Origin of the sequence: Kribbella sp. NPDC050241, from assembly GCF_044459685.1 — a bacterium.
In the GTDB taxonomy this organism is placed as follows: domain Bacteria; phylum Actinomycetota; class Actinomycetes; order Propionibacteriales; family Kribbellaceae; genus Kribbella.
In genome coordinates this window covers 637,832-652,363 of sequence record NZ_JBITJE010000005.1, presented here as the reverse complement: position 1 = coordinate 652,363, position 14,532 = coordinate 637,832, and the positions used below count along the sequence as shown (strand labels likewise).

At 68.3% G+C, this 14,532-nt stretch carries 14 protein-coding genes; 6 read left to right on the top strand and 8 right to left on the bottom strand.

What is annotated here, in order from left to right; genetic code table 11:
• Positions 1-5 precede the first annotated feature (5 nt).
• From nrdR to ACIBG5_RS26650, 4 genes are all read right to left on the bottom strand, one after another.
• A complete protein-coding gene (nrdR, locus tag ACIBG5_RS26665; RefSeq protein ID WP_131354813.1) occupies positions 6-500 on the bottom strand; it encodes a transcriptional regulator NrdR in 495 nt (164 codons plus the stop codon).
• Between the two features lie 280 nt (positions 501-780).
• Positions 781-2,469, bottom strand: coding sequence for a dihydroxy-acid dehydratase (locus tag ACIBG5_RS26660; protein ID WP_396394151.1), 1,689 nt, complete (start codon positions 2,467-2,469; stop codon positions 781-783).
• Positions 2,466-3,353: a dihydrodipicolinate synthase family protein gene (locus ACIBG5_RS26655; protein ID WP_396394150.1), complete on the bottom strand. Its 888-nt coding sequence runs from the start codon at positions 3,351-3,353 to the stop codon at positions 2,466-2,468. Before ACIBG5_RS26655 ends, ACIBG5_RS26660 begins: the two co-directional genes overlap by 4 nt.
• 85 nt (positions 3,354-3,438) lie before the next feature.
• A complete protein-coding gene (locus tag ACIBG5_RS26650; protein WP_396394149.1) occupies positions 3,439-5,154 on the bottom strand; it encodes a glycosyl hydrolase in 1,716 nt (571 codons plus the stop codon).
• A gap of 280 nt (positions 5,155-5,434) precedes the next feature.
• Here ACIBG5_RS26650 and ACIBG5_RS26645 point away from each other — a divergent pair, with 280 nt between their 5' ends.
• Complete coding sequence (locus tag ACIBG5_RS26645; protein ID WP_396394148.1) at positions 5,435-6,127, top strand: GntR family transcriptional regulator; 693 nt, start codon at positions 5,435-5,437, stop codon at positions 6,125-6,127.
• Positions 6,128-6,152: 25 nt separating this feature from the next.
• A complete protein-coding gene (locus tag ACIBG5_RS26640) occupies positions 6,153-7,103 on the top strand; it encodes a nucleoside hydrolase (RefSeq protein WP_396394147.1) in 951 nt (316 codons plus the stop codon).
• Here ACIBG5_RS26640 and ACIBG5_RS26635 read toward each other — a convergent pair.
• Positions 7,096-7,686 carry a TetR/AcrR family transcriptional regulator gene (locus ACIBG5_RS26635; RefSeq protein ID WP_396394146.1) on the bottom strand — a complete coding sequence of 197 codons (591 nt, stop codon included), beginning with the start codon at positions 7,684-7,686 and terminating at the stop codon, positions 7,096-7,098. The two genes, ACIBG5_RS26640 and ACIBG5_RS26635, sit on opposite strands and share 8 nt — an antisense overlap.
• 81 nt (positions 7,687-7,767) lie before the next feature.
• Here ACIBG5_RS26635 and ACIBG5_RS26630 point away from each other — a divergent pair, with 81 nt between their 5' ends.
• Both ACIBG5_RS26630 and ubiG read left to right on the top strand, forming a co-directional pair.
• Positions 7,768-8,337 carry a GNAT family N-acetyltransferase gene (locus ACIBG5_RS26630; protein ID WP_396394145.1) on the top strand — a complete coding sequence of 190 codons (570 nt, stop codon included), beginning with the start codon at positions 7,768-7,770 and terminating at the stop codon, positions 8,335-8,337.
• Between the two features lie 9 nt (positions 8,338-8,346).
• Positions 8,347-9,123, top strand: a complete 777-nt coding sequence (ubiG, locus tag ACIBG5_RS26625) for a bifunctional 2-polyprenyl-6-hydroxyphenol methylase/3-demethylubiquinol 3-O-methyltransferase UbiG (RefSeq protein ID WP_396394144.1) — start codon at positions 8,347-8,349, stop codon at positions 9,121-9,123.
• A 7-nt stretch (positions 9,124-9,130) separates the two neighbouring features.
• On the opposite strand, the gene ACIBG5_RS26620 is transcribed toward ubiG, so the two are convergent.
• A complete protein-coding gene (locus ACIBG5_RS26620; protein ID WP_396394143.1) occupies positions 9,131-9,667 on the bottom strand; it encodes a LysM peptidoglycan-binding domain-containing protein in 537 nt (178 codons plus the stop codon).
• 355 nt (positions 9,668-10,022) lie between these two features.
• Between ACIBG5_RS26620 and lexA the strand changes: the two genes are divergently transcribed.
• Positions 10,023-10,799, top strand: a complete 777-nt coding sequence (lexA, locus tag ACIBG5_RS26615; RefSeq protein ID WP_396394142.1) for a transcriptional repressor LexA — start codon at positions 10,023-10,025, stop codon at positions 10,797-10,799.
• A 48-nt stretch (positions 10,800-10,847) separates the two neighbouring features.
• Positions 10,848-11,357, top strand: coding sequence for a glutathione peroxidase (locus ACIBG5_RS26610; RefSeq protein ID WP_131354846.1), 510 nt, complete (start codon positions 10,848-10,850; stop codon positions 11,355-11,357).
• 189 nt (positions 11,358-11,546) lie between these two features.
• On the opposite strand, the gene ligD is transcribed toward ACIBG5_RS26610, so the two are convergent.
• A complete protein-coding gene (gene ligD, locus ACIBG5_RS26605) occupies positions 11,547-12,524 on the bottom strand; it encodes a non-homologous end-joining DNA ligase (RefSeq protein WP_396394141.1) in 978 nt (325 codons plus the stop codon).
• Entirely contained in the window at positions 12,521-14,518 is a 1,998-nt protein-coding gene (locus ACIBG5_RS26600) for an ATP-dependent DNA helicase (protein WP_396394140.1), read from the bottom strand. Before ACIBG5_RS26600 ends, ligD begins: the two co-directional genes overlap by 4 nt.
• Positions 14,519-14,532: the final 14 nt, after the last annotated feature.

Sequence of the window (14,532 nt, the reverse complement as noted above, 5' to 3'; positions counted from 1 at the left end):
CCGATTTATGTCTGCTGGGTCGGCTTCAGCGGGCGCGGCTCGGTGCCCTCAGGCTCCTTCTCCGCCCGCAGCAGCGCGATCTCCGTCTCGAAGTCGTCGGCCGACTCGAACTGCCGGTAGACGCTCGCGAACCGCAGGTAGGCGACCTCGTCGAGCTCCCGCAGCGGCCCGAGGATCGCGAGTCCGACCTCGTGCGCGGGCACCTCCGGCGAGCCGCTCGCCTTGAGCGCGTCCTCGACCTTCTGGCCCAGCCGGGCCAGCGCGTCCACGTCGACCGGCCGGCCCTTGCAGGCCTTGCCGACGCCGTTGATGACCTTCTCCCGGCTGAACGGCTCGGTCGCGCCGGAGCGCTTCACGACCGTGAGCTGCATCTGCTCGACGGTGGTGAACCGCTTCTCGCACACCGGGCACTGCCGGCGGCGGCGGATCGCTCCGCCGTCCTCGGCCACCCTGCTGTCGACGACCCGGGAATCGACGTGCCGGCAATACGGACAGTGCACGACGAATCACTCCTCCCGTGAGGCCGCCCAGCGGGCGTCCTGTGGATCTTTCTGGGGACAACTTGTGTATGACGTGTGCGTAACCGACCACTACCTGTGGAAAATTACACCCGTGTAACCACTACATCTAGCGATCCTAGATCGCTGCTCCGACAGTTTGCAAGAACGCCGGAATCTCGCGCGCGTCTCTTTGTTCCAACACCCGCGCGGCCTGGTGTACTCCCGCGTGGCGCCGCCGGAACGGGCCCGCGGAGGAGCAAACTACGGCCCGCCGAGGGCCTCAGGAGCCAGGCAGGGAGAAGTCGAAATCGCAGCCCTGATCCGCTCCCAGAACGTGGTCGCGGAACAACTTTCGGTAGCCGGTGACGGGCGGCGGAGCGGACGCCGGGAGATCGGCTCGGCGCTTCTCCAACTCGTCCGGCGGAACCAGCAGGTCGAGCCTGCCCTCGGACACGGACAGCCGGATCTGGTCGCCGGTCCGGACCAGGGCGAGCGGACCGGCCAGGGCGGCTTCCGGGGTGACGTGCAAGACGATCGTTCCGTACGCCGTGCCGCTCATGCGCGCATCGGAGATCCGGACCATGTCCCGGACACCGCTCCGGGCGAGTTTGGCCGGGATGGGCAGATAGCCGGCCTCAGGCATGCCCGCTCCGAGTGGTCCGGCGTTCTGCAGGACCAGCACGTCGGAGGGCTCCACATCCAGCGCGGGGTCGTCGATGCGGGCCGCCAGGTCCTCCAACGAGCTGAACACGACGGCACGCCCAGTCGTCTCGAAGAGCGCCGGGTCGGCGGCCGACCGCTTGATCAGCGCGCCGGATGGCGCCAGCGACCCACTCAGCCAGACCAGACCGCCCTTGTCCCGGCTCGGAGCGCTCAACGGACGCACAACATCCCGATCCACCCAGGGCGGTCCGTCGCCCAGCCGCTCCCCCAGCGTCTCCCCGGTCACCGTCAGCGCAGACAGGTCCAGCAAGTCCCGCAGCTCATGCAGTACGGCGGGCAGTCCGCCGGAGGCGTGCAGATCCTCCATGTAGTGGGCACCGGTCGGCTTCAGCTCCACCAGGACCGGTGTGGTGTCACTCAGCTCGTTCAGCTCGTCCGGATCGATCCTCAGCCCGAGCCGTCCGGCGATCGCGGTCAAATGGATCAAGGCATTCGTCGACCCGCCGATCGCCAGCAGCACCCGCAGCGCGTTGCGTACCGAGGCAGCGGTGACGACCTGGTCCGGCGTACGTCCGGCGATGGCGATAGACACTGCGGCGGCACCGGTCGCTTCACCGATCCGCAGCCGGTCCGCGTGCACCGCGGGAGCCGCAGCGCTGTCCGGCAGAGCCATGCCCAGAGCCTCCACGATGCAGGCCATCGTCGACGCTGTCCCCATGACCGCACAGGTGCCTGCGGTCGTCGCCAGGTTGCGCTCCACCCGCCCGATCTCTTCCTCCGACACCTCACCGGCTCGGTAGCTCGCCCAGAAGCGACGGCAGTCGGTGCACGCACCCAACCGCTCGCCCTGATACCGACCGGTCGACATCGGACCAGTGACGAGCTGGATCGCCGGCCGCCCGGCCGACAACGCTCCCATCAGCTGCGCCGGTACGGTCTTGTCGCAGCCGCCGACGAGGACGACACCGTCCATCGGCTGCGCCCGGACGAGTTCCTCGACGTCCATCGCCATCAGGTTGCGGTAGACCATCGAGGTCGGCTCGAGGAAGCTCTCCCCCAGCGAGACGGTCGGGAACTCCATCGGCAGCCCGCCGGCCGCGATGATGCCGCGGGCCACGGACTTCACCAGCTCCGGCTGTTGCCGGTGGCAAGGGTTGTAGTCGCTGGCCGAGGTGGCGATGCCGATCACTGGACGGTCCAGCGACTCTGGTGACCGGCCGCTGGCGTGCAGGAACGCCCGCCGCAGGAACCGCGAGAACTCCGGGTCCCCGTAGCTGACCAGTCCCCGGTAGATGCCCGTCGTCACAGTGCTCCTGGTGTCCGGCGAAGGTGTTCCTCCAGCAACCGCAGCATGCTCTCCGGCGGTACGGCGGCCGGCGCGCGGACGGCGTCGTACGCGATCAGCCCGCGCAAGACGAGGCTGCGCTTGCGCAGACCGAGCGCGATCCCGGCCTGGAACTCGAAGTTGACCAGCGGCAGGTAGTCCCGCCAGACCTCACGCGCCGCCTCGAAACCGCCTGAGCGGTACGCCGCCACGCACGCGAGCAACCCCTCCGGCACGGAGAAGCCGGTCATCGCTCCGGCGGCGCCGACCGCCAGTTCGTCGAGCAGACAGGTGCCGCCGAGCCCGCCGAAGATCGGTACGTCGAGTCCGGCCGCCAATTCGGCCACCGCGGGCGGGTTCGGCGACGACTCGGACTTCACGGCCACGGCGGACGGCACGGTGCGTACGGCGGCGATCAGGTCGGCGGTTGCGATCGAGATACCGGTGATCACCGGGTAGTCCTGCACCACGAGCGGGCGTTCGGTGCGCTCGGCAACCTCGTTCAGATGGTTGCTCAAGGCATCCGGATCGCCGGAATTCACTTGAACCATGAGTCCGGCCAGGCGAGACCCGACGGCCGGCAACACATTGGCCGCCTCGGCCACCACCTCGTCGAGCTTCAGTGCGCTGATGCCGATGACGAGCGGCAGCCGAGCCGAGGAGGCTACGACCGTCTCCACCACCGTCCGCCGCTCCACGGGGCTCAGGCGCGCCGCCTCACCGAAGACACCGAGCACGGTCAGCCCCGTCGCCCCGATGGACTCGTAATGCCGGACCTGCCGCGCCAGCGACTCCGTGTCGACCGCGGATCCGTCCGCAGTCAGTGGCGTCGCCAGCACGCCCCACACCCCGGGATCCAGCGTCATGGAGTTCCTCTCGTCGTCACCGCGGCGGCAAGTGCCACCCTCTCTGCCCTACCCGGACAGCTTTACCCCACCGAACGGCGAGGAATCAGACCGCCCTGGTCAGGACGACGAGGCTCAGCGACGGCAGCGGAAGGTCCAGTGGGAGAGAGAGCGTTCCGTCGACCGTGACCGCGGCGTCTGCCGCGAACCGCTCGAGTCCCTGGCGATCGGTGATCGTCGCGAGCTGCTCGGGTGTCGGGTCCTGTGGGCCGCCGAGGTCCTGCCAGACCGTGTGGCTGTTGCTGTGGCTGTGGTCGATCCGGTAGTGCTGCACGGTCCAGTCGCCGAAGTCCAGTCCGCTCACCTCGAGATCGACCCGAGCCGTCGTGGTGTCAGCGGCGTACTGGTCGTCGGCGTGCCGCCAGACGAGGACGGCGACACTGCCGTCCGCCGAGGCGCGGCTCGCGATCACGTCGACCTCCTCGGGCAGACCGTTGCCCAAGGCGCTGATGTCGGAGACGTCGGCGGAGCGGTCGGACGAGGCTGCGATCCGGCGGTCGCCGAGGAGCGCGAACACCCGGTAGGCGTTCATCAGCGGCTTCTCGACCCCCGCCGCGGTGACGAAACTCCGGGTGCCCTCGAAGTACCGCTCGCCCTCGATCTGGAAGCTCCAGGTGGTTGCCTCGTGCACCTTCGCCGTGTGCTGCTCGTTGAGGTCGAGCACCTTCTTCATCAGCTTCGCCTGGAAGACCGGGTAGTACTCGTTGTTGCGGTAGGCGAAGTTCGAGTTGTCGTAGATCCCCCAGTGCGCGGGCACCGACGCGTCGCACTCGTCCACGATCACCGGCTGACCGGCGTACTGCGGGAACTCCTCGATGACGGCCAGCGCACGGTCGATCTCACGGAGCATCTTCGGCGTCGACGGCGACTGCCGCAGGGACGCCGGCGCACCGATCGGGCCGTAGGTGCGCCATGGCGTGAAGTGCGACCCCTTGGTGTGGAAGGAGACGAAGTCCACGGGCAGGTCGCGATCCGCGCAGGCCTGCAGGAAGCCGCGGAGGAACTCGGCACCGCGATCGCCACCGGTGACAGCGGGTCCGCCGATCTTGGCCTCGGGGTAGACCTGGCGGATCGACTTGACCGTGACGTCGTACAGCTCGTGGAACTGTTCGGGCGTGCCCTTCCAGTACGAGATGTCGGGCTCGTTCCACAGCTCCCAGAGCCAGTGCTGGACCTCGTCGGCGCCGTACCGCTCGAGGGCGTGCTCGACGAGCGCGGCGACCAGGCCGCCCCACTTCGCGTAGTCCTTCGGCGGGTAGGTCCACCAGCCGGCCTCGTACCCGCTGTACTGGCTGGGGCTGTTGCCGAACGGGAAGTCGGTCTTGGCCTCCTCGGGCACCAGCGCGAGCGGCGTGAACGCGAGCTCGACCAGGGGATGATGACCGGCCTCGACGATCGCGTCGTAGGTCAGATCGGCGATGGTGAAGTCGTAGAACGGCTTCCCGTCCGCGTCCTCGTGGTAGACGTTGCCGCTCCCCCAGTGCGGCAGGCCGAAGCCGGTGCCGCTGTTGAAGATGTTGTGCGGCCGGACGTGGTACGGCGTCTCTGCGAACCCACCGATCGTCCGCAAGGTCCGGCGTCCCTGCGGGGTGTAGGTCCAGTTGATCTCGTCGTATCCGAGGCTGGCCCACGGGCGGTCGAGCGCACCCAACTCGCGGGCGGCGTCGACGACGACGCGGGCCTGGTCCAACCGCGGCGCGTCAGGGTCGGACGGGGCATACGGGAGTTGCTGAACCGCGCTGGGAGAGCTGTTCTCGGTCATGTCAGCCTTTCAGTCCGCTTGTATCGATAAACGCGCCTCGGCATCAAGACGCGGCCGGCCCCGAGGGCCAGGGCGGCGCGTCGCCGGGAGATCGGGCGAGTCGAGTGGAGGTCGGGCGGAGTCGTCCCGGGGACGAGATCGGGCCGGGCGGCCAGGACCGACCCGCGGCGGACAGGCAGCCAGGGTCTCCGGCTCGACCTCTCCCCGTGGCGAGTCCTGCGAGTTAGCCTGGTCGCGGCATTGTTAAATGTCAATGGTTAACAATCAACGCTTTACACCGATGGAGGAACCGACCGTGGCCGGACCGCTGGATCAGCTCGCCCGGCAGGCCGAGCGCAGTCCTGCGTTGTGGGCGACCGTCGTACCAGCGCTGCGGCAGATGATCATCAGCGGTGCCCTCGCACCGGGTGAACACCTCCCCGAGGGTGAGCTCGCGGCCGTGCTGGAGATGAGCCGCGGCCCGATCCGGGAGGCGCTGATCGAGCTCGAGCGCGAGGGTCTGGTCGTACTGCGCCGGCATCGCGGCGCGCAGGTGATCGCGCTGACCAACGAGGACATTGAGGAGATCTACACGCTCCGGCTGAGCCTCGAACAACTGGCGATCGCCCGGGCACTCCCCCGGCTGACCGACGAGCACCTCGCGACGATGGACGACGTACTCGAGCAGATGCGGGCGCTCGGGCCGGACTACGAGCCGCAGACCGCGCTGGATCTGGACCTCGCGTTCCACGACGTGATCTACCAGGCCGCCGCGCATTCGCGGCTCGACCGGGCCTGGCAGCAGATCCGCAGCCAGGTCGCGATGTTCCTCCACTCGCGACATGTCGCCCGCCGCGACTTCCACGAGATCGCGTACGCCGAGCACAAGGCGATCCGCGACATCATCACCGGCGGCGACCCCACCGCCGCCACCGAAGTCATCGACAACCACCTCACCGGCGCCTACCACCGCCTCATCACCGCCCGCCAATGACCATGCATGCGTGAGGATGGGCCGTATGAGGCCGGTGATTCTTGATGTTGATACGGGGTTGGATGATGCGTGTGCGCTGCTGCTGGCCGCGCGCCATCCTGAGGTCGACCTGAAAGCGGTGACCTGTGTTGGTGGGAACGTCGGCCTGGACGACGTGGTGATCAACACGCTGACGGTTCTGGAGGCTGCCGGGCGGACTGACGTGCCTGTGGCCCGGGGAGCAGCGGTGCCGTTGCTCCAGCCGGTTCGCGCGGCGCCTCACGTCCATGGCACCGACGGGCTGGGCGACCTGCACTGGCCGCGGTCGACTCGTACGACGGACGCTCGGCACGCGGTCGAGTTGCTGCGGGACGTACTGCGTGACGCCGCGGCGACCGGAGAGCTCGTGACGCTGATCCCGTTGGCACCGATGACGAACATCGCGCTTCTGCTCCGGACGTACCCCAAGGCGGCGGCCGGACTCCGCGAGATCGTGTTCATGGGCGGCGCGGCCGGGATCGGGAACGCCACCGCCTCGGCGGAGTTCAACATCTGGACGGATCCAGAGGCGGCTGCGGTCGTCCTCACCGCGGCCGGCGAGCTCGGCGTACCCGTGACGATGTACGGCCTGGATGTGTTCTACGACGTGGTGATCACGATGGAGCAGGCGCGAGGGCTGGGTGGATCGCCGTCGGCGGACCTGGCTCGGCGGCTGATCGAAAAGCGGAGCGAGCTGTACAAGTCGGACGGTGCCAGCATCGGCGACGGTGGCGCGGTCTGTGCGGTGATCGATCCGGACGGGCTGACGACGCAGCGCTTCCCACTGCGGGTAGAGCTGTCCGGGACTTGGTCGCGCGGGCGGACGATCGTCGACACCCGCGACTGGGCGGCCGACCTCAGCAGCGATCCCCATGGGCCGTCGTCGACCGTCGTCCAGGTGGCGACCGCAGTGGACGCCGCGCGGTACGCCGAACTCTGGTTGAGCACGGTCAAGTAGCCAGTTCCTGCAGACGGGCGCGCAGTCCGTCCATGAACAACTCGAGGCCGTCGCCGAAGAGGTCGGCGGTGCCGCTGGACTCGGCGACCACGGCGGCGAGAGTCCAACGGGCGCTGACCTCGAAGAGATGACGCGCCTGCGATTCGGGTACGCCGAGGTCCACGAGAGAATCGATCTGCGCGCGGACCAGGTCAGCTCGTGATCCCTCGCCCCGATCCCGGTCCGGGGTCGCCTTGGCCTGGATCAAGCCGGCCAGGCCGGGATGGTCGGCGTAGAACGCCCGCAACTCCAGCGCCCCGGCCTTGGTGACCGCAATCCACTCGTCGACACTGCGCACCCCCTGGTACGCCGCGTTGTCGCCGGTGAACTGATCGAACGCGTTCCGGGCAACCAGATCGAGGAGTTCGTCCTTGTTGTGGACGTGGTGGTAGAGCGACGGTGCGCGGACGTTCAGGCGCTCGGCGACGGATCGCATGGTCAGTCCGTCGACGCCGTCGCCACGGATGACCGCGAGGGCGGCGTCGGCGATCGCGGTGACGGAGATCCCTGCGGCCGCATGGGAGGACGGGTCGCGTCTGGTCACGAAAACCTCGTTGTCGGGTTGGGTCCCGGGCGGTTAGGTTGCTGTCTAACGACATTAGACAGCCTACCCGAGGACGGCATCGTGCCTGGACTGCACCCCGACTATCCGCTGCGCACCGAGCGACTCGACCTGCGACCGCACCGGATGGACGACCTGGACGACCTGTACGCGTTCCACTCGCGACCCGAGGTGGTGCGGTACACACCGTGGCCGGTACGGGACCGGGAGCAGACGCGGGTCGCGCTCGAGGCCAAGCTGTCGCAGGGCGAGCTGACCGAACCGGGTCAGTGGCTGGTGCTCGCCATCGAGCTTCGCGAGACCGGGACGGTGATCGGCGAGGTCCTGCTGAAGTGGGCGAGCCAGACAGATCGGCAGGGCGAGATCGGCTTCGCGCTGCACACCGACTATCAGGGCAAGGGCCTGGCCGCGGAGGCTGCGCGCGAGGTTCTGCGGGTCGGCTTCGAGGATCTGGGGCTGCACCGGATCGTTGCGATCCTGGACGATCGCAACACGGCGTCCGCCCAGTTGCTGGAGCGCCTGGGCATGCGGCGCGAGGCTCACCACCTCCACGCCCTGCAGTTCAAAGGCGAGTGGGCGAACGAGTACGTCTACGCTCTCCTGGAGGAGGACTGGCGCGCGAAGGCCTCTTAGGGGGTTGCGGTGGGGATCGACAACCAGATCTACGACCGGATCGGCGACGGTTGGTGGGACGAGGCCAATCCGCTGAACATGCTGAACGGGAGTTTCACGCCTGGCCGGTTCGCCTACTTCCGCAGCGTCCTCGCACGCCGCGGCCTCGACCCGGCCGGCTTGCGGGCCGTCGACATCGGGTGCGGGGGCGGATTCATGGCCGAACAGTTCGCTCGGCTCGGATGCCAGGTCGCCGGCATCGACCCGTCGGAGGTCTCGGTCAGGACCGCGCGGGAGCATGCCGGTTCGTCGGGTCTCACCGTCGGCTATGCCGTCGCATCCGGCGAGCGGCTACCCCTCGACGCCGAGAGCGTTGAGCTCGCCTGTTGCTGCGACGTACTCGAGCATGTGTCGGACCTGGATCGGGTGATCGGGGAGACCGCGCGCGTGCTGAAACCGGGCGGGATCTACTTGTTCGACACGATCAACCGGACGTTCGCGTCAAAGATCCTGGTGATCAAGGTGGCGCAGGACTGGCGGCTGACGAGGGTCATCGACACCGAGTTGCACTCGTGGAACCTGTTCATCACGCCGACGGAGCTCGAAGGAACCCTGCGCCGGCACGGGCTGCGCCTGGGCGAGATCACCGGCCTCGGACCTCGCGCGAACAAGCTCGTCGTACTGCGGAGCTACCTGCAAGCCCGCCGCGGTCGCACAACCTTCGGCCGGCTCAGTGAACTCATGGACATCGGTGAGGTGAAGTCCACCGGCGTCTCCTACATGGGCTACGCCATCAAGAACGAATGATCACCGGTCAGCGAGCGATCGGGATCTGCAGAGTCTGACCGGGCACGAGGTCGGCCGGGCCGGACAGTTTGTTGAGGTCGGCGATCTTCTCGACGACGGTCGCCGGGTCCTGCGCCGGGTTGGTGTCCTGGGCGATCGACCACAAGGTCTGACCGGGCGCCACCTGAACCGGGACCGTGTGGGTGAAGTCGGGGCCGGGCTCGAGTACACCGCTGATCCGCAGGCCGAGCACGACGATTGCCGAGCCGAAGACCAGCACGGACAAAGCCGTCATCACCATCCGGCCGCGCCGGGTCAGCCGCAGTGCCGGCGCCTCGGCCTCCGCGGTACGGCGCACGCGGGCGGGGTCTGCGTGCCGCCGGACGCGGGTCGGCTCGATCGTGTGACGGCCGAGAACCTCGCCGGAGCAGGCACGGACCGGGAGTGGCTCGGTCGTCGTACCGGCGATCCTCGGGCGGCGGCGGGGCACACTGTTCGGAGACGGCGCAACCTCGGGCGCCTGGCGTCCTGCCAGTGCGTCGGCCGCGAGAGCCGCTGTGCTCATCGGATCCTCCAGACCTCGGTCAGTCCACGTCCTGCGGTGTCGATCCCTGTCTACCGGCCGCCTCCGACAGTTTCTGAAAGCTGCCCGCTCGACCGGCCCGAACACCTGTTCGATCGAACGCCTGTACGAATGATTAACCGACAGGCACCCGTCGCGCAACCACTTCCAACCACGACACGCCCGGGAAATTCCCCGCGCCGCCGGCGCCTTATAACCCGACACACGAACAAACGTACGAACCGACACGCCTTCGAACAGATGTTTGAAGAATCTCAGGATTCGGTCTACGGTCAGTGTCAGTCGAGCAAGCTTGGCCGGTGCGCGAGCGGCGGCCCGACCCGAGGAGCAACGACCGATGGCCAGGACGCCGAGCGGTTCCAGTAAAGGCGAGCGCAGCGGTGCGGACGAGGTCGCGGACCGGACCGTGACCGAGTTGCCGGACGGCCCCGCCGACGCCACCGGCCTGACGCCGCGCCAGCGTCGCGTTCTGGACGTCATCCGCGACTCGGTCGACAGCCGTGGATACCCGCCCTCGATGCGCGAGATCGGTGAGCGGGTCGGCCTGACCAGTTCCTCGTCGGTGTCGCACCAGCTTCGCGTGCTGGAGCAGAAGGGCATGCTCCGCCGCGACCCGAACCGCCCGCGGGCCATCGAGGTCCGCTACCCCGGCGAGGTCGACGCCGCGGCCCGCCGGTCGGCGCTCGGCTCGGTGCGGCAGACGTCGTACGACGAGACCGGGGCCGGCGACGCGCATCCGGACGCGGCGTACGTGCCGGTGGTCGGGCGGATCGCCGCCGGTGGCCCGATCCTGGCCGAGCAGGAGATCGAGGAGATCTTCCCGTTGCCGAAGGCAATGGTCGGCGAGGGCACGCTGTTCATGCTGCGGGTCAAAGGTGAGTCGATGATCGACGCGGCGATCTGCGACGGCGACTGGGTCGTGGTCCGGCAGCAGCCGAACGCGGAGAACGGCGACATCGTGGCCGCGATGATCGACGGCGAGGCGACGGTCAAGACGTTCAAGAAGACCAAGACCGAGATCCTGCTGCTACCACATAACCCGGCCTTCGAGCCGATCGACGGCAAGGATGCCATCATTCTCGGAAAGGTCGTAACAGTTCTGCGCCGTGTCTGACATCTCAGACGGCGAGCGAAGTCGGGCGTGTCGTGTCAGCATTGAACCATGACGACTGTCTATGACTTCAGCGCGCGGCGGATCGAAGGCAATGAACAGTCTCTTGCCGATTTCCGCGACCAGGTGCTCCTGGTGGTGAACACGGCGTCGCAGTGTGCCCAGACTCCGCAGTACACGGGGTTGCAGAAGCTCTACAAGGCTTACCGTAGACAAGGCTTCTCGGTGCTGGGTTTCCCCTGCGACCAGTTCGGCCACCAGGAGCCTGGTGACGAGAATGAGATCGCGAACTTCTGTTCGACGATCTATCACGTCACGTTCCCCATGTTCGCCAAGATCGATGTGAACGGGTCGAAGACGCTTCCGCTGTTCAACTGGTTGAAGCGTGAGCAGGGCGGCCTGCTCGGCGGGCGGATCAAGTGGAACTTCACCAAGTTCCTGATCGGCCGTGACGGCGGCGTGATCGCCCGCTACGCCCCGACCCACGCACCGGACAAACTCGCCGACAAGATCGAGGCGGCACTGGCGATTCCCGCACCGTCCCGGGAATCGAACGACTGAACCATCCGGCGCGGTTCCCGGGGGAATCGTCGCCGCAGGCAACGGTCGTTGACGTGAAGAGCACAGGAGTTCCTTCCGCCGTTGCCGGAATGTCGTTGCTGAATGAGACACCTGAACATCGACCGTCTCAGCGCAACGCAAATCTCTCCGAATTCCGGACAATGTCGTCGGCGACCGGCCCGGCGCAATTCAGCGGTCGACGAGAACCGCGTCGGCGTTGATGTCCAGCCGCAGACCGCGCCAGACCGGATGACGCAGGCGAGAGTCCGCGGCCCACCCGGAGTAGGTCACCTCCGCGACCAGGACCGGGTCCAGCCAGTGCGCGATGCGGCGGTCGTGGGTGGGGATCGTCGAGGGGTCGAAGGGCGGATCGCCGATCTCGAGGCCGGCCAGCTCCGCGCTGAACATGTCGAGCGTGGCGAAGTCGAGGCCCGAGCCGACCTTCCCGATCAGGACCAGGTCACCGCCCGGCTCGGAGTAGGCGCCGCAGTAGAACGAGCCGATCTTGCCCTCGCGGTTGCCTTCGCCCGGGTGCCAGCCGCAGAGGATGACGTCGCGGGTCAGGACCGGCTTGATCTTGATCCAGTCCGAGCTGCGCCGGCCGGACAGGTAACGCGACTTCCGGCGCTTGGCCACCACGCCTTCGAGCCCGGTCGACATCGCCACGTCAAGCGCCGCTCCCCCGTCGTCGAACGCCGGCGGTGTCTCCCAGAACGGGTCGCCGATGTCGAGCGAGTCCAGCAGCCCGCGGCGATCGTCGTACGTTGCCTCCAGCAACCACTTGCCGTCGAGGCGGAGGACGTCGAACAACCGCACCGAGACGGGCACCTGGGTGATCAGGTGCCGCAACTGGCGCGGGTCCCGCACGTGCATCCGCCGTTGCAGCAGACCGAATGACGGTGCGCCGTTCTCGTCCAGGGTGACGATCTCACCATCGAGTACGGCGGGGAGTCGCAGGCCCGGGGCGTCGGCGAGACCGATCAGCTCGGGATAGCCGGCGGAGACGTCGCGGCTGTTGCGCGACCAGAGTCGGCAGACGCCGTCGTCCACCTCGGCGATGACGCGGATGCCGTCCCATTTCAGCTCGTACGACCAGCCCGCGCCGGACGGCATCTCCCCCAGGGAGGCCATCATCGGCAGCACCGGAGGACTGGTCGCGGGGCTCATGTCGACTGCAACCGCTTCAGGGCGCCGAGCACCTTCTCACGATCGGCGGTCGGCCACATCGGAGGCAAGGAGGCGCGCAGGTACGCGCCGTACCGCTGGGTGATGATGCGGGGGTCGAGGATGGCGACCACGCCGCGGTCGCTGCTGCGGCGAATCAGCCGGCCCGTCCCCTGCGCCAGCAGCAGTGCGGCGTGCGTCGCGGCGACAGCCATGAAGCCGTTGCCGCCCGCCTCGTCGACGGCGCGCTGGCGGGCCGCCATCAGTGGCTCGTCCGGTCGCGGGAACGGCACCCGGTCGATGATCACCAGGTTGCAGGTCGAGCCCGGTACGTCGATGCCCTGCCACAGCGACAGCGTGCCGAACAGGGACGTCTCCGGATCGTCGACGAACTCGCGGGCCAACTCGCCCAGCTGGGCGTCACCCTGGCAGAGCACCTTCAGGTCGGTCGCCTCGCGGACCGCGGCCGTCGCCGCCTCGGCCGCGCGGCGAGACGAGAACAGGCCGAGGGTCCGGCCACCGGCGGCCGTGATCAGGTCGATGATCTCGTCGAACTGCTTCTGCCCCAGTCCATCGCGATGCGGCGGCGGCAGGTGCTTGGCGACGTACAGGATCGCCTGCTTCTCGTACTCGAACGGGGAGCCGACGTCGAGGCCGCGCCAGGGCAGCGGGCCGGTCTCGGAACTCTCGTCGAGCTCCGGCATCTCGTCGTCCTCATCGAGTTTGTCCGCCGGGCGAAGGCCGACCTGGCGGGCGATCGCGTCGAAGTCGCCGCCGAGGGTGAGGGTCGCGGAGGTGAGTACGGCGGTCCGGTCCTTGAGCACGAGCTCGCGGAGCAGCCCGGCGACGGTGAGCGGCGCGATCCGGAGCTCGCGGCCGAAGCGGTCGCGGTCGGTCATCCAGACCACGTCGGCGTCGCTGAGCGCGGCGACGCGCTCGGAGACGTCGAAGATCTCCTTCACCGCGCCCTTCGACTGCCGCTTCGCGCCGTCGGGGTCGTCGTCCTTGTCGTCGGACTTCTTGTTCAGGTCGGAGTACAGCGAGCGCGCGGCGTCGCGGACCAGCGCGGCGGCCTCCAGGACCACGGCGTTCGACGGCTCGATACGGCCCTCGCGAGTGCCGTCGAGGGCGGCGCGGAGAGCGTCGGAGGCATCGATCAGGTCGTCGGCCTTGTCGTCGTCGACGAAGCGGCGGGATCGTTTGGCGGCGCGCTCGACCATCTGCGGGGAGAGCTCGTCGCCGGCCGCGCCGGTGACGCGGGCGGGCAGCTCGTGCGCCTCGTCGACGATGATCACGTCGTGCTCGGGCAGCACGGTGCGGTTCTCGAACGCGTCGATCGAGAGCAGGGCGTGGTTCGTGATCACGATGTCGGCCTTGCGGGCCTGGTCCTTCGCCTTCTCCGCGAAGCACTCCTCGCCGTACGGGCATTTCTGCGCGCCGAGGCACTCGCGAGCGGCGATGGCGACCTGCTGCCAGGCTTGGTACTGGTGTGAGGGTGCGTGGTCGCGGTCGCCGGCCTTGCCGTCGAGCAGTTGCTGCTCGGCCCAGTCGCGCAGCTCGAGCACCTGCTGACCGATCTGGCCGGGCGGCGGGACGTCGATGAGCATGCCGTCGTCGTCCGGCGCGCCCTCGCGGATCCGGTGCAGGCAGGCGTAGTTGTTGCGGCCCTTCTGGATCGCGTACGACGGTCTGCGCGGGAGGAGCTTCTCGGTCGCGTCGAGGAGTGCGGGGACGTCGCGGTCGACGAGCTGCGACTGGAGCGCGAGGGTCGCGGTGGACACGACGACGCGGCGATCCTCGATCGCGTGCAGGAGTGCTGGGACGAGATAGCCGAGCGACTTGCCGGTGCCGGTGCCGGCTTGCACCAGGAGGTGCGAACCGTCGTGCATCGAGGTGTCGACGGCCTGCGCCATCTCCACCTGACCGGGCCTGGTCTGCCCGTTGATCCCCGACACAGCAGCCTCGAGCAGTTCCCGCACATCAACACCCACCGCCACACCCTAGCCCGCCC